Origin of the sequence: Mitsuaria sp. CC2 (assembly GCF_048957715.1) — a bacterium.
GTDB lineage: Bacteria > Pseudomonadota > Gammaproteobacteria > Burkholderiales > Burkholderiaceae_C > Roseateles.
Genome location: NZ_JARVXN010000043.1, coordinates 1 through 21,814, shown reverse-complemented (window position 1 = coordinate 21,814; position 21,814 = coordinate 1). Strand labels below are relative to the sequence as shown.

Below are 21,814 nucleotides of genomic sequence, written 5' to 3'. Positions count from 1 at the left end.
ACGCTCAGGCCACCGCCAGGTGCACCGCCTCCGCCAGCGCATCCACGCGGAACGGCTTCTTCAGGATGGACCGCGCGCCCAGCACCTGGCCGACCTTGTCCATGTCCGCATAGCCCGTCGCCAGGATGATCGGGATCGTCGGCCACGCGTCCTGCACGCGGCGGATCAGCTCACCGCCGTTCATGCCCGGCATCACGTAGTCCACGATCAGCAGGCTCGGCTGGCGCTCGCCGAGCCGGATCAGCGCCTCCGCGCCGTTGGCCACCGCCGTCACCCGATGACCCAGCAGCTCCAGGCTCTGGACGATGGAATGGCGCACCTCGTCGTCGTCCTCCACCACCAGGATCTCCTGGCTCGGCGTCGCCAGCCCGGCGCCGTCGGCCTCGGTTTCCGCCGCCAGCGCCTCCGTGGCCAGCGGAAAGATGAGGTGCACCTGCGTCCCCCGCCCCGGCGCGCTCTCGATCTCCGCGTGCCCGCCCGATTGCTTGGCGAAGCCGTACACCTGCGCCAGGCCCAGGCCGGTGCCGCTGCCCATCGCCTTGGTGGTGAAGAAGGGCTCGAAGACGCGCTCGACGATCGACGCCGGAATGCCCGCGCCGTTGTCCGCCACCGTGAGCCGCAGGCCGGGCACGACCTGCCCCTCCCGCTCGCACTCGACCTCCCGCGTCGAGATGACGATGGCGCCGCCCTCCTTCATCGCATCGCGCGCGTTCAGCGCGAGGTTGAGGACGGCCATCTCCAGCTGGTTGGGATCGATCAGCGCGACGGGCCGCGGATGCACGAGGTCCAGGTCGATCCGCACGCGAGATCCGACCGAGGTCATCAGCAGTTCCTGCATGCCGTCGACGGACGCGTGGACGTCGGTGGCCTGCGGCACCAGCGACTGGTTGCGGGCGAAGGACAGCAGCTGCTCGGTCAGGCGCGCGCCACGCTTCACCGTCCGACGCGCCCCCTCGACGATCCGGCCGGCCGGCGGCGGGCAGTCCAGCCGCGCCAGCAGGTCCAGGTTGGTGCCGATCACGTGCAGCAGGTTGTTGAAGTCGTGCGCGATGCCGCCCGTCAGGTGCCCCATCGCCTCCATCTTCTGGACCTGCAGCAGCGCCGCCTGCGCCCGCTCGCGCTCCGCGATCTCGTTCATGAGCCGGTTGTTGGCCATGGACAGCTCCCGCGTGCGGCTCTCGATGCGATCCTCGAGCTCGCGGTTCAGGCGCTCCACCGCGTCGTGCGCGACCGCCAGTTCGGCGAGCATCGCCCGGTTCGCGTACTGCCTCGCCCGGGCGCGCACCGCGGCCTCCACGGCGGTGTGCAGGGTGTCGGGGCTCAGCGGCCGCTCCAGCAGGATGACGTTGCCCATCAGATGCAGCGACGTGGCCGCGTTGGGCGCGCGGCGGCCGGTGCGCTTGCTGGTCAGGACCACGAAGGGGAAGTCCGACCACGGCGGCTGCCGGCTCAGCCAGAGGTGCACCGGGCTGCCGGGCGCGATGGAGAGGGCCTCCTCCGTCACGACGGCCGCCGCTGCGCCCTCGTTCAGCGCCGTCAGCAGCTGTTCCGGCGTGTGGACGGGATGGGCCGGCGCCAGGCCCGTCACCACCTCGGCGATCACCCGGGCATCCCGGCCGAACGGTGCCAGGACGATCACACGGGATTCGAAGGCGCTCGTCATCCAGCGCTGCGCCGATCGTCGTCGCCGTCGCCGTCGCCCAGCAGCGCCATTTCACCGGCGTACCGGGAGATGCCGGACACCACGCCCTCGAAGTCCGTCAGCGCCACGCCGACCTCCACGCCCTGCCCGCCCAGCCGGAACTCATGGATGGTGTTGGCGTGCTTGTTGGTGCGGCTCTTGGCGACCGACACCGCCTTGAGCAGGTTGCCGCGGGCCTCGAAGTACCGGAACAGCACGACCGCGTCGCTCAGATAGCTCAGGTCGATGTCGAGCCGCCCCTGACCGAGGATGCCGTGCTGGCCGAGCACCAGGATGGTCATCACCCCGCGCTTGTTGAGGTAGGTCAGCAGTTCATGCATCTGCAGCATCAGGAATTTGCTGCCGGGCATCGCCTGCAGGTAGGCGTTGAGGCTGTCGATCACCACCGTGCGCACGCCGTCCTGCTCGACCGAGCGCCGCACGCGCGAGGCGAACTCGCCGGCGGTGACTTCCGCGGGATCCAGCGCGCTGAGCAGGAACTGCTCGTCATCCATGTAGTCCTGCAGGGGGTAGCCCAGCGCCTTCGCGCGCGGCAGCAGTGTGCCCAGGCCCTCGTCGAAGAGGTAGTACGCCGCCTTCTCGCCCCGCCGGAGGGTCGCATGGACGCACGCGATCGCGGTGGTGGTCTTGCCGACCCCGGACGGTCCGACGAACAGCGTGCTGCTGCCGCGGGCCAGGCCGCCGCCCAGCGCGGCGTCGAAGGCCTCGTTCCCCGTGCTGACGTTCTCCGGCGTGAAGGTCTTGTGGTGCTCGGCCGCGATCAGGCGAGGGAACACCTCCAGTCCGCCGGTCTTGAGGGTGAAATCGTGCTCCCCGCTGCGGAAGCCGATGCCGCGCATCTTCGCCACGCGCAGGAAGCGCTTGTCGGCGCCGTACTCGCCGACGATCTGCTGCAGCCACACGACGCCGTGGGCGATGCTGCGCAGCTGCATGTCGCCGGTGGAGGCGCTGAGGTCGTCCAGCATCAGCACCGTGCAGTCGTGGTGCGCGAAGAAGTGCTTGAGCGCCAGCACCTGGCGCCGGTAGCGCAGCGGGTCCTGCGCGAGCAGGCGCATCTCCGACAGGCTGTCGAAGACGACGCGCTTGGGGCGGTTCGCCTCGATCCGCGCCATCACGCCCTGGACGGTCTGGTTCAGCTCCAGCTCGGCGGGGTGGATGATGGACTGCTCTGCGTCCGGGCCAAGCTGCTCCGCGCTGACCAACTCAAACACCTCCAGACCGGCCTGATCGAGGTCCCAGCCGTGGGACTTCGCAACTTCCTTGAGTTCGTTGGCGGTCTCGGACAAGGTGACGTAGAGCCCCGACTCGCCCGCGGCCAGTCCTGCCAGCAGGAAATGCATGCCCAGGGTGGTCTTGCCGGTGCCCGGCTCGCCCTCGAAGAGGTAGAGGTGACCTTGCGGCAGGCCGCCCTGGAGGATGTCATCCAGGCCGGAGATGCCGGTGGAACAGCGTTGTTGGGGCATGAGGGGGAACGGGGCGGGCGGGGAAATGGCATCTTCCCAGGCGCCTGCGGGGGCGGTCCGGGGAGGTCGGGTTCCGGGCCGCAGCAAATACCGTTCCTGCCCCCTATGCCACCAGCAGCGGCCGCGGCACCGCCATCGGCGGCGGCGTCGACAGGGCGGCCACCGACGACGCGGCGGCCGGCGACACGGTCGATCCGATCTGGATGCGCCCCTTGCCGGCACGCTTGGCCGCGTACATGGCGTCGTCGGCGCCGCGCATGACCGCGGCCATGTCGCAGGATCCGCGGGCCAGCACGATGCCGATGCTCGCGCTCACGGTGACCCGGTGCCCGCCGGCGACCTCGATCGGCCGCTCGATCTCCGACAGGCAGCGGTGGATCACGGTGCGCGCGCTGCCCGAGTCGCCGCTGGCGGCCAGCACGATCGCGAATTCATCGCCGCCCAGGCGCGCCACGATGTCGTTCGCGCGCAAGGTCTGCTGCAGGCGCGCGCCGACCGTCTTGAGCACCTCGTCGCCGGCCTCATGCCCGTGGCGGTCGTTGACCGGCTTGAAGCCGTCCAGATCCAGATAGCAGACGGCGATGCCCGCCTCCGTCCGCAACGCCGTCGCCTGCGCGTCGGCGAGTTTCTCCTCGAACAGGCGCCGGTTCGGCAGACCGGTCAGCGCGTCGCGGAAGGCCATGCCGTAGGCCTTCTCCTCGCTCTGCTTGAGCGCGTCGATGTCCATCAGCATCCACAGGCTCTCTTCCTCGGACACCAGCATGCCGCTCAGGTCGATCCACAACACGCCGCCGTCCTTCCTGCGCATCTGCACCTGGGTGCGGAAGCGTTGCCCGCCCCGCAGCGCGCCGTAACCGGCCCGGCCGATGTGGTCGAAGGTGGCCTGGTCCAGGTAGAGGTCGCGCATGGACCTGCCGCGCAGCTCGCCGGGGCCGTAGCCGAGGATGCGCGCCAGGGCCTTGTTGTCCCAGAGGATCACGCGCGACTTGAGACGCACCATGCCGACCAGGTCGTTCTCCAGCATCAGCGCCTGCTCGCGCGCGGTGCGGTCCGCCGCGAGACGGCCGTGATGCTCCTGCTTCTGGCCCCGGTACAGCAGCACGGAGGCGACACCGACCAGCAGGATCATCAACGCCACCAGGACGCAGACCTCGGCCACCTGCCGGTGCCAGGCCCCGAGGTACTCATCGGTGCTCAGGCCGGCCAGGACGGTGAACGGATAACCCGCCACGCGGTGGTAGGCGGTGATCCGTTCGACCTTGTCCAGCGCCGTCGACGTCACGTACCAGCCCTGCGCCGCGTTGCGCTGGATGTGTTCCCGCAAGGCCGCGGAGACGGTGCCCTCGCCCAGCCCCTTGACCGCCCGGGGCTCGGACGCGGAATGACGGGCCACCAGCAGGAAGTTGTCGTTCATGCGCATCGACATGGCGCCCGAGCGCCCGAGCGCCATCCCGGCGAAGTGTTCCGCGAAATGCTCCGAACTCACCTCCGTCAGCACCACGCCGTCGAATCCGCCGTCGGCGTTGATCAGCCGGCGCGCGACCACGATGCACCAGACGCCCGTCAGGCGGCTGAGCAGCGGCTCGGACACGACGGTGGCGTCGCGCGCCCTCGCGCGCTCGAAGTAGGACCGGTCGCCGAGGTGGATGGCCGCCGTCGGCCCGCCGTCGGCGCCGACACCGTCGCTGACCAGGTCGCCGGTCGCGTCGACCACGCGCACCGCGCTCACATGCTTGAGCAGCACGCGCTGCTCGGCGACCATCTGCGACAGCACGTCGGGGCGGTCCGCTTCGCGGGCCGTCTTGGCATACCGCTCGGCCACCGTGGCCAGGGCGTTGTCGATGAGGCGCAGTTCGGAGGCGACCTCGCTGCTCATGCTGGTGGACAGGTTCTCGGCGGTCAGGCGCGCGGCGTCCTCGTCGCCCTCCCGGGCGTTGCGCAGGCTCAACGCGGCGGCCAGGCACAGCATCAGCGCCAGCAGCAGATTGCCGGCGGCCAGCCAGCGGCGCAGGCGGGCCAATGTATTCCTGACGATCGTCCGTTGTAGTTTCATGAAATCGTCTTCCCTGTGGAGCCGACGGTAAAAAAACGCCCGCCGGAAGCCCTGGACGTTGTACGCCCGCGTCGCCGGCCCCACCAGCCGGGACTGGCTGAAGCTCGTGTAGGGCGTCCACCGACGGGGATTGCCCTGAGGAACGCCCTCGCGTCGCGCAAGGTCGGCCGGATCGGGTTAGGGTGCGGGGAACACCTGGAACCACCGGATCACCATGACGCCCGACACCGACACCACCGAGACCGCCTCGTCCGTCCTCTCTGTCCTCTCCGTCCAGCCCCTGGGCATGCCCTGGGACACGATCGATCCCTTCCTGTTCTGCGTCCACCACGACGACGCCTATCCGCGCGGCAACGGCCACTACGGCCCGGACGATTCGCTGCTCGCGGGCCGGAAGATGGGCTCGGACTTCTCCCGCCAGGACGGCTGGAGCATGTACCACGGCCAGCAGGTGCCCGGCTTCCCCGCCCACCCGCACCGCGGCTTCGAGACCGTGACCATCGTGCGCCAGGGTCGCATCGACCACTCCGACTCGCTGGGCGCCGGCGCGCGCTTCGGCGGCGGCGACGTCCAGTGGCTGACGGCCGGCAAGGGCATCGTCCATGCGGAGATGTTCCCGCTGCTGCACGACGACCGCCCCAACCCGCTGGAACTGTTCCAGATCTGGCTCAACCTGCCGGCGGACAGCAAGATGGTGGCGCCGCATTTCACGATGTTCTGGTCGGAGGACATCCCCCGGCACACCTTCGTGGACGCGGCCGGGCGCGCCACCGAGGTGGTGGTCATCGCGGGCGATCTCCCCGCCCCCGGGCATGCCGGCGGGAACGTGGCCAAGCCGCTCGCGCCGCCGCCGGACTCGTGGGGGGCGCGGCTGCATTCGGATCTGGCGATGTGGACGCTGCGCCTGGAAGCCGGTGCGCGATGGACCCTGCCCGCGGCGCTGGGGGACGGCACGCGACGCAAGCTGTACTTCTTCGCCGGCAAGGAGATCACCATCGACGGTCGATCCGTGGCCGTCGGCAATTCCGTGGAAGTGCGGGCCGGGGCCAGCGTGGCGCTGGTCAACGGGAACGAACCCGCTGAGCTGCTGATGCTGCAGGGCCGACCGATCGGCGAACCGGTGGCGCAGTACGGCCCCTTCGTCATGAACACCGAGCAGGAGTTGCGCCAGGCGTTCGAGGACTACCGCCGCACCGAGTTCGGCGGCTGGCCGTGGCCGGATCAAGCGCCGGTGCATGGCGATGAGGAGGACCGCTTCGCGCGGCATGCCGACGGCAAGACTGAACGGCCCGCGCCGCGGGTCTGACGCGCAGGACAGGAGCCCGCATGGCGCACGACGTCGTCAGCTACCGTTTCGACAGCTTGCGTGAGTTGATGGCCAAGGCCACGCCGGAGCGTTCGGGCGACCGGCTCGCCGGCGTATGCGCCGAGTCCGAGCGGGAGCGCGTGGCCGCTCAGATGGCCCTGGCCGACCTGCCGCTGAAGGCCTTCCTCAACGAGGCCGTGGTCCCGTACGAGGACGACGAGGTCACGCGCCTGATCGTCGACACGCACGACGCCGCGGCCCTCCAGCCGATCAGTCATCTGACCGTCGGGGACCTTCGCGAGTGGCTGCTCTCGGACACCGCGGACACGACGACGCTGACGCGCCTCGCGCCCGGCCTCACGCCGGAGATGGTCGCCGCAGCGAGCAAGATCATGCGCAACCAGGACCTGATCCTGGTCGCGAGGAAGTGCGAGGTCGTCACGCGCTTCCGGAACACGCTGGGCCTTTCGGGCCGGCTGTCGACGCGACTGCAGCCCAACCACCCGACCGACGACGTCAGCGGCATCGCCGCCAGCGTGCTGGACGGCCTGATGTACGGCAGCGGCGACGCGGTCATCGGCATCAACCCGGCCACCGACAACGTGACCCAGGTGGCGCATCTGCTGCGCCTGCTCGCGGAGGTCATCGAACGTTTCGAGATCCCCACGCAGAGCTGCGTGCTCACGCATGTGACCAACACGATGCAGTGCATCGAGCGCGGCGCGCCGGTCGATCTGGTGTTCCAGTCCATCGGCGGCACGGAGGCGACCAACCGCAGCTTCGGCGTCGATCTGAAGCTGCTGGCGGAGGCTCGCGCGGCCGCGTTGTCGCTGGGGCGAGGCGCCGTCTTCGACGACGGCGGACGCGGGCGTCACGTCATGTACTTCGAGACCGGCCAGGGCAGCGCGCTGTCCGCCGGCGCGCACCATGGCTGCGACCAGCAGACCGTCGAGGCCCGGACCTACGCGGTGGCGCGGCACTTCGAGCCGCTGCTGGTGAACACGGTGGTCGGGTTCATCGGGCCGGAGTACCTGTACGACGGCAAGCAGATCATCCGCGCGGGACTGGAGGACCACTTCTGCGCGAAGCTGCTGGGCCTGCCGATGGGCTGCGACATCTGCTACACCAACCATGCCGCGGCGGACCAGAACGACATGGACGTGCTGCTCACGCTGCTGGGCGTGGCGGGCTGCAACTTCATCATGGGCATCCCGGGATCGGACGACGTGATGCTCAACTACCAGACGACGTCGTTCCACGACGCGCTGTATGCGCGGCGGGTGCTGGGCTTGCGCGCCGCGCCGGAGTTCGAGCGCTGGCTCGAGCGCATGCGCATCGCCCAGCCCGGCGCGCCGGGGCATCTGGTGGACGGCATGTCGCCGGCGTTCGCCGCCTTGCTGCCATCGTCATGAGCGACGCCCTCATCCGCAACCCCTGGCACACGTTGCGCCGCCACACGCCGGCGCGCATCGGCCTGGGACGCGCGGGCGTCAGCCAGCCGACGGCGGCGCACCTGGCGTTCCAGCTCGCGCATGCGCAGGCGCGGGACGCGGTGCATCTCGAGCTCGATCACGCGGCCTTGGCGGCATCGTTGAACGAGGCGGGGTTGGAGACGCTCGATCTGCACAGCGCTGCCGCCGATCGGGCGGAGTACCTTCAGCGGCCGGATCTTGGGCGAAGGTTGGACGACGCGTCGACAGCCGTGCTGTCCGCGCTCGATGTGGAGGCTCAACCGGATCTGGCGCTGGTCGTGGCGGACGGGCTGTCTGCGCTGGCGATCGAGCGACATGCGCTCGCGTTCATCGAAGCGCTCGGGCCTGAGTTCGCCCGACAGCATGGGCGTGTACGTCACCTGGGCGCCTCGCCCCGGCCGCGTGGACGCGGAGCGCAACTGCATCTCCAACGTGCGGCCGGAAGGACTGGCGCTGGAAGCCGCAGCGGCTCGGCTCGCGTGGCTGCTCAACGAAGCGCGGGCTCGTCAGGTGACAGGTGTTGCGTTGAAGGACGAGAGTGCCGATGCGGCGCCGGCGGTCGAAGCGCGGGAGACGTTCCGGCTGGATGGCAATTGATGACTGCCACGGCCGCTGGCCCTCACCCCCGCCCTCTCCCGCAGTGCGGGAGAGGGGGCCACCCCGCGATCACCCCCTGCAACGACCTCAGATAGCGCGTTGACAGTTCGATCTTGGTGATCTCGCCGATCTTGATCGTCTGGGTCTCCGGCACCCAGACGCCCTTCGAGGACAGATTGGTGAATCCGATCCTGTCCGAGAGCACGCGGCGCACGGTGCCCACGAAGCAGATGTCCGGATCGGACACTTCCGGGTAGATGGCGATGAGCGACTGCTCCCGCGACATCGACTGCATCAGCTCGAAGTAGCCGCCCTGGAGATCGAGCCCCGGGATGTCCGGCTCGACGCGGTCCCAGACGGACGCCGCCGCGACATGGAAATCGAGGTGCTCGAAATCGTCCTCGATCTCCACGAGGTCCGACTTGGGCAGGAAGCAATACCCATCCGGATCCAGCGACCCCGAGATCGCCGAGACGACGACCAGACCCGGCGCGTCGACGAGGAGAACACCGATGACGCTGTCGAGCGGCGGCCGCCGTTTGACTTGAACGATGCGTTGCATCGCTCCAGCTTAAGGCGAAACGAAGCTCTCCTTGCCCGCCTTCTTGTCGTCCTCGGCGATCTTCACATCGACCTCGTCGACGACGCCGTCCTTGTTGCGGTCGTGCAGGTTGAACATGCTCAGACCGGCGGCCATGAACTCTTCCAGGCTGATGCCGCCGCTCTTGTCCTTGTCGAGCACGCCGAAGCGAACTTTCGCCTGGCGCATCTGACGCTGGAGTTCCTCGCGGCGCTTCTCGGGATCGGCGAGCTTGCCGATGCGCTGCATCAGCCGGCCTTCGAATTCGCCGAGGTATTCCGCTTCGCTCAACTGGCCGTCGGCGTTGAAGTCGACGCGCACGAACTCGACCTCGCGGCCGAGCTTGAACTCGGCGAGCAGCACCTTGCCGTCGCCGTTGAGGTCCTGCTCGGCGATGAACGTCGTGGAGGAATGCGAAGCGGCCAGCACCGGCAGCGCGGCCAGGCCCAGCAGGCTCACGAGCAGGGAACGTTGGAGGGTCGTCTTCATGGCTGGGGCTGCACTTCGATGGTCAGGGTGGCCGTGGTGCTGGTCCACAGCGCGGGGTTGTCGGCAGACGCGCGACGCACGCGCACCTGCAGCAGGTAGAGGCCGGCGGTCTTGGGCTTGAAGCTCACCTCGCCGGCGGCGTTGGTGCTGAAGTCCAGCTCCGGCTGCTTGTGGCTCACGTAGTTCTGGCCGTCGGCGATGACGGTCAGCGTCTCGCCGGCCAGCGGCTTGCGGTTCTCGCGCACGCGCACGGTGACGGGCTCGCCGGCATACAGCTCGTACGGCTTGGTCACCGGGAAGATCTCGACGCCCTCGGTGTCGAAGTCCACCGCGTTCGGGCGGCCGCGCGTCACGTAGACATCGGCGCGGGTGATGCTCTGCACGTCGATCGGCTTGTCGCCGGGCTTGGCGTCTTCGGCGCGTTCGGAGAACACCACCTTGCCTTCGCGCAACATGCCCTTGGCCAGGCGGCCCTTGCGCACGCCCGACGACACGAGGTAGGTGCCGTTCCCGGCGCCCAGCGGCACCTCCAGGTAGCTGGCGTCCTTCAGCACGGCGGCCGGCGCGAGGGGCAGCTTCTTGCCGTCGGGCCCGATCACCTGGAAGGTGTCGGACTTCATCGCCACGTCGGGGCGCAGGTCGCCTTCGGCGAACGAGGCTTCGACAGTCACATGCTTGCGCTGCTCCTCCGCGGTGAAGGTGTTGGGCTTGAGGTAGGGCGAATGGGCCTGGGCGGCGCCCGCGCACAGCAGCAGCGGGGTCAGCAGGAGGCCGAGCTTCTGGAACCTGAAGAGGGACATGTCGGTGGAGCCGGTTGAGTCGTTGAGCGGTCCCCACACCGGGTCCGCAGGCGGATCGGCACTATAGATGAGAATTGATCGCAATTGCGAATAATTCGCAGGAACGCCGAGCGGCTGGCTTCAGGTGCCAGGTCTTGCACCGAGGAGCGGGGGCACCATCGTTCGGCGCCGAAGGTCAAACCGAGGTGTCGGAGGCGCGCTGCGACGCCTTGGACAGCGCATGGCAGCCATCGCAAAGCTTCCGGGTCTGGAAGAGATAGCGCTTCTCGACTTCGTACGCGTGCTTCTGCTGGATCGCGGTGAACACGGACGGCGCGTCGCAGCGCTCGCACCAGTAGAACTCGTCGAAGTAATGGATGGTCGCGTCGGGCTCGTAGGACCGGGAACGCTTGCTCGCATCGGACCATGCCGATTGATCGGCAAGCACCGCTGAATGCTTCGTGGCGTGGCGCCACTTCCCGGCGCAGCGCACGCAGACGCCACCGGTGACAGCGGCGGTCAGCGCGAGGATGGGCGTCCGGCAGTTCCGGCAGGCGGGTCGGGCGGGCATTCTCAGAACCTGTCGCAGTGATCCGGCTGCGCGTTGCTCTTCGGCGTCCAGGTCTGGTAGGCCGCGACCGCGGCGCCTGGGTAGGCGCCCTTCTGGCAGGCGATGATCGCCTCGCGGCTGCCTTCGACGCCCCACTCGAAGATGTTCCTGACGGGCTGCAGACGCATCGACTGACCGGCGAGCGCAGCAGGCTTCGATGGCGGAATCTGGACCATCGGACCTGCATCGCGCATCGTTGATTGCGGCAGTCGCAGATTCAGCGGCGGCGGCGACCGCACGGCTTCGGGCGACGACGACGACGTCACCGCCCATGCAGGCATCATGCAGATGGCGGCGGTCAATGCGAGAAGCAGTCGAAGGCGGATCGGTGTGGCGCGCATGTCGATCGCACGTTAGCAGAGGCCGGCGGCTCGGAGCGATCTGCCGCACGCGCCAGAGCAAGACCCGCCCCCCACAGCACAATCCGCCCATGGACCTGCTTCGCACCCTCGCCCTGTTCGTGCTGACCGCCCTCGCCGAGATCGTAGGCTGCTACCTCCCCTACCTCTGGCTCAAGCAGGGCAAGCCGATCTGGCTGCTCATTCCGGCGGCAGGCAGCCTCGCGCTGTTCGCGTGGCTGCTCACCTTGCACCCTACCGCCGCCGGTCGCGTTTACGCGGCCTACGGCGGCGTCTACATCGGCGTGGCCGTGATCTGGCTGATGGTGGTCGACAAGATCAAGCCCACCGGGACGGATTGGCTGGGCGTCGGCGTCAGCCTGCTCGGGATGGGGATCATCATGTTCGGACGACGCGCGGGCTGAGTCTGAAGCGCTTCCAGCACGAGCAGACCGGACCCGTGCAATAGGGGCTTGCGCCATCTCCGCCGCCGCGCGGAATCGTAATCGCACGCCGTCGCGCGGCCGCTCCATGACTTCCCGAAACGCCCTCCCCCGCGGTGGCAAACTGCGCCGACTTCTTCAGGAGGGCGCATGGGTTTTGTGACGACGCGCAACTTGGCGCGCGACTACGACGTCATCGTCGTCGGCTCGGGCGCTGGCGGCGGCCAGACGGCCTACACGCTGGCGCTCGAAGGCGTGAAGGTGCTGATGCTGGAAGCCGGCAGGTACTACGACTTCCGCACCGAGACGCCGATGTTCCAGACCTCGCACGACGCCCCGCTGCGCGGCGCCAGCACGCCGGACAAGGCTTTCGGGTTCTACGACGCGACGGTGGACGGCGGCTGGCAGGTGCCGGGCGAGCCCTACACGCAGGCCTCCGACAACGAGGAACAGCGCTTCGAGTGGTGGCGCGCCCGCATGCTGGGCGGCCGCACCAACCACTGGGGCCGCATCTCGCTGCGCAATGGCCCCTATGACTTCAAGCCCCACACGCGAGACGGCCTGGGCTTCGACTGGCCCATCGACTATCAAGACCTGGCCCCCTACTACGACAAGGTCGAGATGCTGGTGGGCATCTACGGCACCAACGAGGGTCTGGAGAACACCCCCGACTCACCCGAGGGCTGTCTGCTGCCCGCCCCCGCCGCGCGCGTGGGGGAACGCCTGGTCGCCCAGCGCGCCGGCAAGCTCGGCATCCCGGTGGTGCCCATCCACCGCGCGGTGCTGACCGCCAAGCTCGACGACGCCCGCATCCCCGCCCTGCTGCATCCGGGCAACCCGCGCGCGCAGGCGCTGGTCGCGCAGTCCATGCGCGAACGGGCCGCCTGCTTCTGGGCCACGCCCTGCTCGCGCGGCTGTTCCATCGGCGCCACCTACCAGAGCCCCGCGGTGCATCTGCCGCCGGCGCTCGCCAGCGGCAACCTCGACGTGCTGTGCGACGCCATGGTCTACGAGGTCACGACCCGCAACGGCAAGGCCAGCGGCGTGCGCTTCATCGATCGCAAGACGGGCAAGCACATCGAAGCCAAGGCCCGCGCCGTGGTGCTGTCCGCCAGCGCCTGCGAATCGGCGCGCATCCTGCTGAACAGCAGGACCAGCGCGTATCCGCAGGGGCTGGCCAACAGCAGCGGCAAGGTCGGCAAGTACGTGATGGACACCGTCGGCAGCGACCTGGCCGGCCAGGTGCCGCTGCTGGAGAACCTGCCGCCGCACAACGAGGACGGCGCCGGCGGCTCTCACATGTACGCGCCCTGGTGGCTCTACGGCAAGCAGGGCGCGCGCTGGGCCGAGCAGGGCCTGGGCTTCCCCCGCGGGTATCACATCGAGCTGGGCACCGGCCGCCGCATGCCCGGCGCCGGCACCGGCGCGGGCCTGGAGTGGCTGACGAAGGGCAGCTACGGCGCGAAGTTCAAGCAGGACGTGCGCCGGACCTTCGGATCGTTTGTGTACTTCGCCGGCCGCGGCGAGATGATCCCCAACGAGCAGTCGTTCTGCGAGATCGACCCGGCGACCAAGGACCGCTTCGGCATTCCGGTGCTGCGCTTCCACTGGCAGTGGTCGGAGCACGAGACCCGCCAGGCCGCGCACATGCAGAAGACCTTCGCGGAGATCGTCGGCGCCATGGGCGGCAAGGTGCTCGACGGCGGCCCGGAGCTGGACGGCCGCAAGGCGATCGCCCCCGGCGGCTACATCATCCACGAGGTGGGCGGCGCGATCATGGGCGCGGACCGCAGGAGCTCCGTCACCAACGGCTGGGGCCAGACCTGGGACGTGCCCAACCTGTTCCTGTCCGACGGGGCGCCCTTCGCCTCCAACGCCGACAAGAATCCGACGCTGACCATCATGGCGCTGGCCTGGCGCCAGGCCGACCACATCGTCGACCGCTTCCGCAAGAAGGAGCTCTGAGCATGGACCGCAGAACGACCCTGCAATGGATGCTGGCGGCCGCCGCGGCGCTCAGCGTCGACGTGTCGGCCGGCGCCACGCCCGCCCGGAAGAAGGGCGGCAAGCCCAAGGGCTACGGCACCGACCCGCTGCTGACGAAACGCTACACGAGCGGCGAGTTGTGGCCGCTGACCTTCGACGCCGCGCAGAACCGCAGCGCGCAGGCGTTGTGCGGTCTCATCATCCCGGCCGACGACCAGTCGCCCAGCGCGGCGCAGCTGCAGGTGCACCGCTTCATCGACGAATGGATCAGCGCGCCCTACCCCAACCAGGCCAAGGACAAGCCGCTCATCCTGGAGGGGCTGGCCTGGCTGGACGCCGAGAGCGCGAAGCGCTTCGGCGGCAAGCGCTTCGACCAGCTCGACGTCGCGCAGCAATCTCAGATCGCCGACGACATCTGCTGGACCGAATCCGCCCGTCCCGAGTTCGCCACCGCCGCGCGCTTCTTCAAGCGCTTCCGCGACCTGACCGCCGGCGGCTTCTACACGACGCCCGACGGCATGAAGGACGTCGGTTTCGTCGGCAACATTCCCTCCGTCACTTTCGACGGCCCGCCCCTCAAGGTCTTGCAGATCGTAGGAGTCGCCTGATGCGCTTCGCCCCTGTCACCGCGGCCGCGGCCCTGTCCGTGACCGTCGCCGGCCTCGCCCTGTCCCCCTCCGCCCACGCCGCCGACATGCCCAACACGCTCACCGCCGAAGAGACCGCCGCCGGCTGGCAACTGCTGTTCGACGGCAAGAGCCTGGAGCACTGGCGCGCCAGCGACCAGCCCGGCTCCTTCAGCGTGAAGGACGGCGCCATCGTCGTGCGCGGTCCGCGCTCGCACCTGTTCTACACGGGCCCCGTGCAGCAGCACGACTTCAAGAACTTCGAGTTGAAGGTCGACGTGATGACCTTCCCCAAGGCCAACTCCGGGGTGTACTTCCACACGAAGTGGCAGGAGGTGGGCTGGCCTGAGCTGGGCTACGAGGTGCAGGTCAACAACTCCCACAGCGACCCCAGCCGCACCGGCGGGCTGTGGGGCGTGCAGGACTACCTGAAGGTCGTGTCGCCGGACCACCAGTGGTTCACGCTGACTGTTCGCGTCGAAGGCAGACACGTGACCACCTTCGTCAACAGCGAGAAGACGGCCGACTACACCGAGGAGTCGCCCATCGTCCGCAAGAAGGGACTGGAGAAGCGTTACCTCGCCAGCGGCACTTTCGCGCTGCAGGGCCACGACCCGGAAAGCGAGGCACACTTCCGGAACATCAAGGTGAAGGCATTGCCCTGACGGCGCAAGACCCGGCACCGGTCTCTCACGAGGAACTGCGATGCCCGATGCCGCGCCACCGCCACCGCCACCGCCACCGGCCCCGCCGCTTCACGAACGCTATCTCGCGCAGCTGAAGCAGCGGCGCTGGGTGGCGGTCCTGCTGGTGATCGCCGCGATCGTCACCGGCGTGGCCGGCTTCACCGATTCGGCGAAGAAGCTGGTGGCGCTGTTCCAACCCGAGCCCAGGGAAGATCCTCGGCAGCAGCTGGTGAAGTTGGGGCAGCCGTTCACGCAGGACGCCTTCGTCGCCGCTGCCGCGCGAGGAGACGAGACCGCCGTGCGGTGGTATCTCCAGGCGGCGATTCCCGTGAACGAACTGTCGGGTCAGGAACTGACCGCGCTGGATGCGGCCACCCGGGCCAAACGGACCGCCGTCGTGAAGCAGTTGCTGGCGGCGAAGGTGGATCAGTCCCAGTGGGGGCCGAGGGTGGGACCGGCCCTGTCCGTGGCGGCTTTCGCCGGGGATGAGGCATTGACGCGACTGCTGCTCGATGCCAATCCCGCTGCGGATGTCGTCAAGCGCGCGTACGTCTCCGCCGCCGCTGCCGGGCAGTTCCCGATGCTGCAGATCCTGGCACCACGCGTGGGCCTGAGCCCGGGACCCGTGGCCACGGAAGCGCTGTGGGCGTTGGCGGGCGGCGCACGCGAGAGCACCGCGTCCTCGTCGGCCCGCGCCGCCACGGCGACCTTCCTGATCGCCGCCGGCGCCGATCCCCGCGCCGTCGATCCGGAAGTCAGGAACAACACGGTGCTGCATCGCGCGGCCGACTCGGGAGAGAAGGATGTCGCCCGCGTGCTGCTCGACCAGGGCGTTCCGGTCGATCCGCGCGACACGGACGGCGCGACGCCGCTGTGGTGGATGGCCGGCGTCGGCAACATGGAGATGGCCCAGCTGCTGATCGAGCACCACGCCGACGTGAAGGCCGTCGCCAAGGACGGCACTTCCGTGATGGCGCGGGCCCGCCACAACCAGGACGATCAGATGATCGCCTTGCTGCGGCAGCACGGCGCGCGTTGAGCGGCTTGAATCTCGCCCTGCATCCGCCTGGATCTCACGTCGCCGTCCTGCCACTGGGGCCCTTCGCGTACTGCACGGCCGGCGTGTTGCTGCTGGGTCAGGTGCTGGAACGCCGGGCTGCGGGCGGCATGTGTGCGGGCCGGACAGACTTCCGGCGGTTCATTCCTTGGTGGGAGTGCTGGGGATCGGTATCCCCCTTTGGGGTCAGGACTTGCGGATCACGCTGCCCGCCCAACCGCCCTCAGCCCGCGATCAGACGCACCGGGGATCCATTGCCCACCTGGGCGATGGGCGCGAAGCCGGGTGGCACGGGCAGACCGGCCAGTCGGGCCATGGTGGTCACGAAGCTGACGAAGGGCCAGGCCACGGGCTCGTCCTTGGCGCCCAAGAGGCCGAGGCCCAGCCACGTCTCGCTGACCAGCGCCACCGGCGCCAGCGCGTCCTGCATGCGCGCCATGATGGGCTCCAGCAGCTGGCGCACGGCCGCGGGGTCCGGATGGGCAGGCAGCGACTGCACGACGCGCGACGCCTCGGCAGCGAGATCGCGCAGACGCAGCGGTGCCTGGATGGTGGCGGACAGGCGGTGATAGGCCAGGAATCGTCGTGCCCCCGGGCTGTGCAACGTGCTGTCCGAGGCCTCGATGCCGACCTTGCGAGCCGCGGCGGCGGCACTGAACGCGCCGACATGGCGCTCCGGGAACAGCTTCAGATAGCTCAGGACGTCGACGTTGTCTGCCTTCTTCAGATCCCTGACCGAGACTACCAACCGCCGAAGATCCCCGACCGGATCCTTGGAGAACAGCGAGTCCGCCACGTAGCGCCGCTGGAACTGCGCCAACGCAACCTCCGTCGACACGCGCTCGATCTGCGCCGCGTCCATGGCGGCGAAGCTCGCCCATTGCCGGCCATCGAGCGCCACGGGCACCGCGATCGTCAGCGATTTCCAGAACCGGCGCAGGCCGTCGCTGTCGCTGGCCGGCGGCAGCTCCAGGAACTGGCTGATGTCGCTCTGCTGCGTGCCGGTCGCATCAGCGTAGGCGTTCAGCAGGTCCTGCACCTTCTGGCGATTCGTGTTCTCCTGCTTCGCCGTGAAGGCACCGTCCAGCGAGACCGCCAGCTGACGGGAGGCGGCACGCTCACCGCTCAGATCGAGCCGCAGGCCGAGCCGCGCCGTGCGGTTCTTCCAGGGATTGAAGATCGCCGTCTCGCCGGACAGGCCCGCGTTCACGGCGAGCAGGTCGCCCGTGACCAGATCGGTCTTGACGGCCACGTCGCGCAGCCAGGTCGACCGGCTGCCGATCTCGACGCCGAAGAAGTTCAGCGTCACCCGCTGCTCCTGAAGCGTCTTGCTGGTGGACAGCAGCCAGCCCTTGGCGTCGGCGATGGCGCCTCGGGCCGCTGCGGCCCGCACCAGCTCCGGCAGCGTCAGCAGCTGGCCCGCATACAACGCATCGAACAGCGCCTGCGCTTCGGGCGTGACGCTGTCGTCCGGACGGAACCAGACGTCGAAGGCTGCCTCCGATCCGGTCTCGCGCGCAGAGGCGGCGGCCAGGGCCAAGGTCAGCTTCTGGCGGTGGCTGTCGGCCAGCACGCCCAGCAGCTTGTCGCGGCGATCGGCATATTGCTTCAGCGCCTTCGTGATCGCCGCCGACACGCCGTTGTCGTTGAGGTCCGTCAGCTTTTCGTCGAACTGGGCGCCCAGTTCGCCCAGGCCCTTGAGCACCGCATCGATCGGCGTCTGGGCTTTCCCGACGATCTGTTTACGCAGCGACTCGATGGCCTGCTGGAGGCGGTCGGTGGCCTGGTCGAGCGACTTGGACACCAGGGCCTGGATCTTCTCGTCCACCTTCACCGAATCCGCCGCAGGACCCAGCAGCTGATGCAACCAGGCCGTCGCGACCTGATGGAGATCGGCCTTCTCGTCCGCGATCTTGCCCAGCGCTCCGTCCAGCACATCCGCGAGTCCGAAGGTGATCTTGTCCACCAGGCCCGCGCGCAGGTCGGCGCTGGGCTTGCCCCCGGCCAGCACGGCGGCGAGCGGCTTCAGCGAGCCATCCAGTTCCTGGTCGATCAGGCCGCGCAGGTCGTCGGCGACGACCGTCCCGGGCTGCGTCAGCGCGTCCAGCAGCTCGCTGCGCTCGACCGCCGGCCAGGCGGCGCGAAGCGCGCGCTCGGCGCTGGCGGCGACCGCCGAGAAGTCGGCGCCGGCCGTGAAGGCCACCGACCCACTGCTGCTGTTCTGCTTCAGGTCATGCAACTGCACGCGCAGCCCGAGCACCGCGGCACCGCCCGGTAGAGCGCGCGGCTCGACCATGGCGCTGAGCTTCCAGCGGCTCTTGCGCGCGGCCTTGAATCCCGCCTTCAGACCGAATGAGAGGCCGACGGTCGAGGTGTCGCCGTTCAGGCTGAAGGTCACTCCCGGACCTTGGAGCGAGGCATCGACGTCGATGGCCAGTTGCGCTTCGCCGTCGAGCTCATAGGCCATGCCGAACCAATCGGTGCGCAGCGCCTGCCGCAGCATGCCCTGCAGGTCGTGCGGCCAGACGAAGTGGTTTTGCGCCGCTTCCAGCGCGGCCAGCAGGGTGACGCTGTCCGCCGCCTGGATGTACCAGCGCATGTCCGCGCCGCGCTTGCCGCCGGCGCTCGCGCCCACCTTGCCCCAGGGCAGATGGTCGGCGTTGGCGCCCAGCGTGCCGCCTGCGGAAATACTTGCGCCGTAGACGATGAGCGTGTGGCCGGCGTCGGGCTTGACGGGCAGCGCTTCCAGATCCTCCTCGGTCAGGAGGTCCACGGCCAACGCGGCATTGGCCTCGATCGAGGCATTCCAGGTCCAGTCGGTCGACAGCGAGCCGTCCTTGGCGACCGACTTGTCCAGCAGCGGCAAGGCGAGTTCAGCTTCTCCGGTCTTGGCCAGGTTGGAGCCCACCTTCTGGGTCAGCAGGTGCCACGGACCACTGGGGTCCAAGGTCTTCAGCGCGTCCGGCAGGGCCTGGGACGGGTTCTTGATCAAGCCTGCCAGGACCTTGAGCGTCTCGGCGCTCAGTTTCACGGAACTCATGCCTTCTCCTTCGGAATCGTCGTTCGCGATCGGGCCGAATGCTCGCCGATTCCGAGTTGAAACGTCTCCTCCTCTTTTGGGTGGGTCGGCCTTTCCGCCACATCACCAATCGAGAGGATGACGGCCGTCTTTCATCGACCTCCAATCTTTGGAGATAAACACAGCGGAACGGATCTGCGGCGCCGCCCGCTCCCGCCGTGATGCAGTCTGTCGCAACAGCGATTCCGCGGCCGAGACGCGCCGCGCGTTGAAGCGATTGGGACTAGGACTGCGCGAAGTCTTCCCCATCGAATTCGCGACGAGAGCCGTGTCGGCGGCCACCGGGGCACATGTGTTCGGTCGGTGGGAGTGACGAGGCGCGGCGCCGCATGAGCACACGAGATGTTGGACGTTGATCGGGCATCGGCCGATCATCTGCGCCCGCCTGACGCCTCCTCCGCCTGCATGCCACCGAGCAAAGGCCGGCAGTCCCGCAGCAGCAGCAACTCAAAAGCGGTGCGCGTCCCGTCGGACTGGACCACGCGCACGCCGCCGCCATGTCGCGCCGCGACCGCCTTGACGTAGGCCAATCCGACGCCCCAGCCGACGGGGTCCGCCGCGGACGCCCTGCCCCCACGCTGGAACGGCTCGAAGATCGCCTCCCACGACGATTCGGGGATGGGCTCGCCTTCGTTCTCGACGGTCAGCGCCACATGGTCGCCTCGGGGCTCGATGCGGCACCAGATGAGCGTCTGCGGCCGCCCGTACTTGGCGGCGTTCAGCAGCAGGTTCTCGATGACGCGGTAGACCGCGTCGCGGTCCCACCACCCTTGGGCCTCGCCCTCCCAGGCGACCCGGCCGTCCAGCGTCGAGGGGTTTTCCGCCATGACCTCCGCGACGAGCTCGTGGAGCGAGACCGCGCCGGCGCGCAGATGCAGCGGCTGGCCGCCCTCGAGTGTCAGGCTGTCCAGCAGGGAGCGGAGCATGCGATCGATGCGTCCATGCGAGCGCTGCAGCCGCTCGACGGCGTTGAGTGCCTGCTCCCCCTGCACCAGCCGTTGCAGCAGGACCGCGGACAGGGACGCCACCTGCAGCGGCGTGCGGATGTCGTGGGACAGTGCGGCCATGACCATGGTGCGCTGCTCGTCGAGGTCCCGTTCCGCGCGCATCCTGGCGGCGTCGGCGCGCGCCACGGCCACCGCCAGGCTCCAGAGCGTCGTTCCCAGCACGGCGACGGAGCCCCAGCCGATCAGCAGCAGCGCGGACTCCGCATCGAAGAGATCGATCCTGTATCCCAAGGCCACGACCAAGGACATCGCCAGCACGGCGCCGACGCCGGCGAAGAGCAGGCGAAGACCTGTGCGCCCGGCCAACGATCCAGACGACAGCGCGCCGGCGATGCCACTGGAGCGGCAGGCGGTGAGCTGGCTCAACGAGACGGCGGCCAGGCCGAGCACGGTGGGGATCGCGACGCCGGTGCCGGGCAGCGCCTTGTACACGGATGCGTTCGGGAACAGGTGCGCGAGCCCCATCAGTCCCGCCATCAGCAGGACGCCGAAGCTGACGACCTGACCGACGGCGTACTTCTTGAGCGCCAGCATCACGCAGGCGGACGCGGAGATGACGAGCATCAGTCCCGTGAATTTCGAGGACCACCAGAAGGTGGGGATGCCCAGCTGATGCGTCCACCCGACGGCGTGACATATGACGACGAAGGTTCCGATCGAGAGCTGTGCGAGCGCCGACGCCAGGGCGAGTGGGAGCCAGCGGGGAATCGCGGCGGCCGCCAGCGCACCGGTCGACAGTCCCGCAAAGGTCATCGGGGACATGGCGGGCCGACCGGGGACGAAAGTCGTCAGGCGCTCGATGCCGAAGATCCAGCCGAGCAGCGATGCGACGCACAAGCCGGCGGCGAGGATCGCGAAGAACAGATGAAGCCGCGCAGAAACCGCGGACGCGATCCGTGGCCGGGCGGCGGACGTGGAAGTGCGCATCGGGGCTGGAGGGCAAGAACGGCGCCATGGGACGCGGGTCGTGGAAGTCCCTCCTCCGTCGGTCATGTCGACACGAAGAATGTCCAGACGACGATGTACATCCATGGCTACTGAACACCTCCTGCGTAACGTCGCCCTGCTTCTCGCCACGACCGGCTTTGCTTTGCTGGCCAGTTGTGCTGACGCTCCCGCCGAGGACAAGGCCGCAACGGCCGTTGCAAGGTATGCGTCCGGCCAACTCACCTTGAACCGCCCGTCAACGACGGCCAGCATGGTGTCCACCAAACCAGTTAGGTGGACACCATGTCAGACGCCAAGCCCGCCAGTCGCCGGCGCCACGATGCAGACCTGAAGCGCCAAGTCATCGCCGCATGCGCGGCGCCAGGCGCGTCCGTGGCCCAGGTGGCGATGAGCTATGGCCTCAACGCCAACCTTGTGCACAAGTGGCGGCGCGTGGCTGGGCACGATGGCGAGCCCGCTGGCACCCCTGCCTTCGTCCCGGTGTCGGTGGTCACCGAAGCGGAACCATGCGAGCCACGCAGTCCATCGAACTGGAGCTGCAGCGCGGCCCGGTCCATGTACGGGTGCGTTGGCCAATGGCGGGTGCCTCTTCC

At 68.8% G+C, this 21,814-nt stretch carries 18 protein-coding genes and 1 pseudogene; 9 read left to right on the top strand and 10 right to left on the bottom strand.

Annotated elements, in window-relative coordinates:
* Nucleotides 1–4: 4 nt before the first annotated feature.
* From PV762_RS27130 to PV762_RS27120, 3 genes are all read right to left on the bottom strand, one after another.
* Entirely contained in the window at nt 5–1,663 is a 1,659-nt protein-coding gene (locus PV762_RS27130) for a response regulator (RefSeq protein ID WP_421038111.1), read from the bottom strand.
* Complete coding sequence (locus PV762_RS27125; RefSeq protein WP_421038110.1) at nt 1,660–3,165, bottom strand: ATPase domain-containing protein; 1,506 nt, start codon at nt 3,163–3,165, stop codon at nt 1,660–1,662. The genes PV762_RS27130 and PV762_RS27125 overlap by 4 nt, the downstream gene beginning before the upstream one ends.
* A 103-nt stretch (nt 3,166–3,268) precedes the next feature.
* Nucleotides 3,269–5,218 (bottom strand): diguanylate cyclase domain-containing protein, encoded by a 1,950-nt coding sequence (locus tag PV762_RS27120; protein WP_421038109.1) that lies wholly within the window; start codon nt 5,216–5,218, stop codon nt 3,269–3,271.
* 214 nt (nt 5,219–5,432) lie between these two features.
* Here PV762_RS27120 and PV762_RS27115 point away from each other — a divergent pair, with 214 nt between their 5' ends.
* From PV762_RS27115 to PV762_RS27105, 3 genes and pseudogenes are all read left to right on the top strand, one after another.
* On the top strand, nt 5,433–6,524 hold the full coding sequence (locus PV762_RS27115; RefSeq protein WP_421038108.1) for a pirin family protein: 1,092 nt from the start codon (nt 5,433–5,435) through the stop codon (nt 6,522–6,524).
* A 20-nt stretch (nt 6,525–6,544) separates the two neighbouring features.
* Nucleotides 6,545–7,936, top strand: coding sequence for an ethanolamine ammonia-lyase subunit EutB (locus PV762_RS27110; RefSeq protein ID WP_421038107.1), 1,392 nt, complete (start codon nt 6,545–6,547; stop codon nt 7,934–7,936).
* A pseudogene (locus tag PV762_RS27105) lies at nt 7,840–8,593 on the top strand (ethanolamine ammonia-lyase light chain EutC). The gene PV762_RS27110 and the pseudogene PV762_RS27105 overlap by 97 nt, the downstream one beginning before the upstream one ends.
* Nucleotides 8,594–8,615: 22 nt before the next feature.
* Here PV762_RS27105 and PV762_RS27100 read toward each other — a convergent pair.
* The 5 genes from PV762_RS27100 to PV762_RS27080 all read right to left on the bottom strand — a co-directional run bounded on the left by PV762_RS27100 (nt 8,616) and on the right by PV762_RS27080 (nt 11,392).
* The gene (locus tag PV762_RS27100) at nt 8,616–9,155 is read right to left on the bottom strand and encodes a hypothetical protein (RefSeq protein WP_421038106.1); all 540 of its coding nucleotides are present in this window, start codon (nt 9,153–9,155) and stop codon (nt 8,616–8,618) included.
* A gap of 9 nt (nt 9,156–9,164) precedes the next feature.
* A complete protein-coding gene (locus PV762_RS27095; RefSeq protein WP_421038105.1) occupies nt 9,165–9,662 on the bottom strand; it encodes a hypothetical protein in 498 nt (165 codons plus the stop codon).
* Entirely contained in the window at nt 9,659–10,462 is an 804-nt protein-coding gene (locus PV762_RS27090; protein WP_421038104.1) for a DUF4198 domain-containing protein, read from the bottom strand. Before PV762_RS27090 ends, PV762_RS27095 begins: the two co-directional genes overlap by 4 nt.
* A 175-nt stretch (nt 10,463–10,637) precedes the next feature.
* Complete coding sequence (locus PV762_RS27085) at nt 10,638–11,012, bottom strand: zinc-ribbon domain containing protein (protein WP_421038103.1); 375 nt, start codon at nt 11,010–11,012, stop codon at nt 10,638–10,640.
* Between the two features lie 2 nt (nt 11,013–11,014).
* Nucleotides 11,015–11,392: a hypothetical protein gene (locus tag PV762_RS27080; protein WP_421038102.1), complete on the bottom strand. Its 378-nt coding sequence runs from the start codon at nt 11,390–11,392 to the stop codon at nt 11,015–11,017.
* A gap of 89 nt (nt 11,393–11,481) precedes the next feature.
* Between PV762_RS27080 and PV762_RS27075 the strand changes: the two genes are divergently transcribed.
* The 5 genes from PV762_RS27075 to PV762_RS27055 all read left to right on the top strand — a co-directional run bounded on the left by PV762_RS27075 (nt 11,482) and on the right by PV762_RS27055 (nt 16,169).
* Nucleotides 11,482–11,814 (top strand): YnfA family protein, encoded by a 333-nt coding sequence (locus tag PV762_RS27075; RefSeq protein WP_421038101.1) that lies wholly within the window; start codon nt 11,482–11,484, stop codon nt 11,812–11,814.
* A gap of 168 nt (nt 11,815–11,982) precedes the next feature.
* On the top strand, nt 11,983–13,797 hold the full coding sequence (locus tag PV762_RS27070; RefSeq protein ID WP_421038100.1) for a GMC family oxidoreductase: 1,815 nt from the start codon (nt 11,983–11,985) through the stop codon (nt 13,795–13,797).
* A gap of 2 nt (nt 13,798–13,799) precedes the next feature.
* Nucleotides 13,800–14,426, top strand: a complete 627-nt coding sequence (locus PV762_RS27065; protein ID WP_421038099.1) for a gluconate 2-dehydrogenase subunit 3 family protein — start codon at nt 13,800–13,802, stop codon at nt 14,424–14,426.
* On the top strand, nt 14,426–15,109 hold the full coding sequence (locus PV762_RS27060; protein WP_421038098.1) for a 3-keto-disaccharide hydrolase: 684 nt from the start codon (nt 14,426–14,428) through the stop codon (nt 15,107–15,109). Before PV762_RS27065 ends, PV762_RS27060 begins: the two co-directional genes overlap by 1 nt.
* A 40-nt stretch (nt 15,110–15,149) precedes the next feature.
* Entirely contained in the window at nt 15,150–16,169 is a 1,020-nt protein-coding gene (locus PV762_RS27055) for an ankyrin repeat domain-containing protein (protein WP_421038097.1), read from the top strand.
* Nucleotides 16,170–16,410: 241 nt separating this feature from the next.
* Here the strand turns inward: PV762_RS27055 and PV762_RS27050 are convergent, their stop codons facing one another.
* Both PV762_RS27050 and PV762_RS27045 read right to left on the bottom strand, forming a co-directional pair.
* Nucleotides 16,411–19,227, bottom strand: coding sequence for a hypothetical protein (locus tag PV762_RS27050; RefSeq protein ID WP_421038096.1), 2,817 nt, complete (start codon nt 19,225–19,227; stop codon nt 16,411–16,413).
* A gap of 410 nt (nt 19,228–19,637) precedes the next feature.
* A complete protein-coding gene (locus PV762_RS27045) occupies nt 19,638–21,200 on the bottom strand; it encodes a sensor histidine kinase (RefSeq protein ID WP_421038095.1) in 1,563 nt (520 codons plus the stop codon).
* 303 nt (nt 21,201–21,503) lie between these two features.
* Between PV762_RS27045 and tnpA the strand changes: the two genes are divergently transcribed.
* Nucleotides 21,504–21,814, top strand: a 311-nt coding sequence (tnpA, locus tag PV762_RS27040; protein WP_421038094.1) for an IS66-like element accessory protein TnpA, incomplete at its 3' end; no start/stop codon positions are given.

What these genes read in the sequence shown, in the direction of transcription:
- PV762_RS27075 (WP_421038101.1), top strand. Translation starts at nt 11,482, where the DNA reads ATGGACCTGCTTCGCACCCTCGCCCTGTTCGTGCTGACCGCCCTCGCC.
- PV762_RS27120 (WP_421038109.1), bottom strand. Translation starts at nt 5,218, where the DNA reads ATGAAACTACAACGGACGATCGTCAGGAATACATTGGCCCGCCTGCGC.
- PV762_RS27125 (WP_421038110.1), bottom strand. Translation starts at nt 3,165, where the DNA reads ATGCCCCAACAACGCTGTTCCACCGGCATCTCCGGCCTGGATGACATC.
- PV762_RS27070 (WP_421038100.1), top strand. Translation starts at nt 11,983, where the DNA reads ATGGGTTTTGTGACGACGCGCAACTTGGCGCGCGACTACGACGTCATC.
- PV762_RS27050 (WP_421038096.1), bottom strand. Translation starts at nt 19,227, where the DNA reads ATGAGTTCCGTGAAACTGAGCGCCGAGACGCTCAAGGTCCTGGCAGGC.
- PV762_RS27115 (WP_421038108.1), top strand. Translation starts at nt 5,433, where the DNA reads ATGACGCCCGACACCGACACCACCGAGACCGCCTCGTCCGTCCTCTCT.
- PV762_RS27090 (WP_421038104.1), bottom strand. Translation starts at nt 10,462, where the DNA reads ATGTCCCTCTTCAGGTTCCAGAAGCTCGGCCTCCTGCTGACCCCGCTG.
- PV762_RS27095 (WP_421038105.1), bottom strand. Translation starts at nt 9,662, where the DNA reads ATGAAGACGACCCTCCAACGTTCCCTGCTCGTGAGCCTGCTGGGCCTG.
- PV762_RS27085 (WP_421038103.1), bottom strand. Translation starts at nt 11,012, where the DNA reads ATGCCCGCCCGACCCGCCTGCCGGAACTGCCGGACGCCCATCCTCGCG.
- PV762_RS27100 (WP_421038106.1), bottom strand. Translation starts at nt 9,155, where the DNA reads ATGCAACGCATCGTTCAAGTCAAACGGCGGCCGCCGCTCGACAGCGTC.
- PV762_RS27060 (WP_421038098.1), top strand. Translation starts at nt 14,426, where the DNA reads ATGCGCTTCGCCCCTGTCACCGCGGCCGCGGCCCTGTCCGTGACCGTC.
- PV762_RS27065 (WP_421038099.1), top strand. Translation starts at nt 13,800, where the DNA reads ATGGACCGCAGAACGACCCTGCAATGGATGCTGGCGGCCGCCGCGGCG.
- PV762_RS27080 (WP_421038102.1), bottom strand. Translation starts at nt 11,392, where the DNA reads ATGCGCGCCACACCGATCCGCCTTCGACTGCTTCTCGCATTGACCGCC.
- PV762_RS27130 (WP_421038111.1), bottom strand. Translation starts at nt 1,663, where the DNA reads ATGACGAGCGCCTTCGAATCCCGTGTGATCGTCCTGGCACCGTTCGGC.
- PV762_RS27110 (WP_421038107.1), top strand. Translation starts at nt 6,545, where the DNA reads ATGGCGCACGACGTCGTCAGCTACCGTTTCGACAGCTTGCGTGAGTTG.
- PV762_RS27055 (WP_421038097.1), top strand. Translation starts at nt 15,150, where the DNA reads ATGCCCGATGCCGCGCCACCGCCACCGCCACCGCCACCGGCCCCGCCG.
- PV762_RS27045 (WP_421038095.1), bottom strand. Translation starts at nt 21,200, where the DNA reads ATGCGCACTTCCACGTCCGCCGCCCGGCCACGGATCGCGTCCGCGGTT.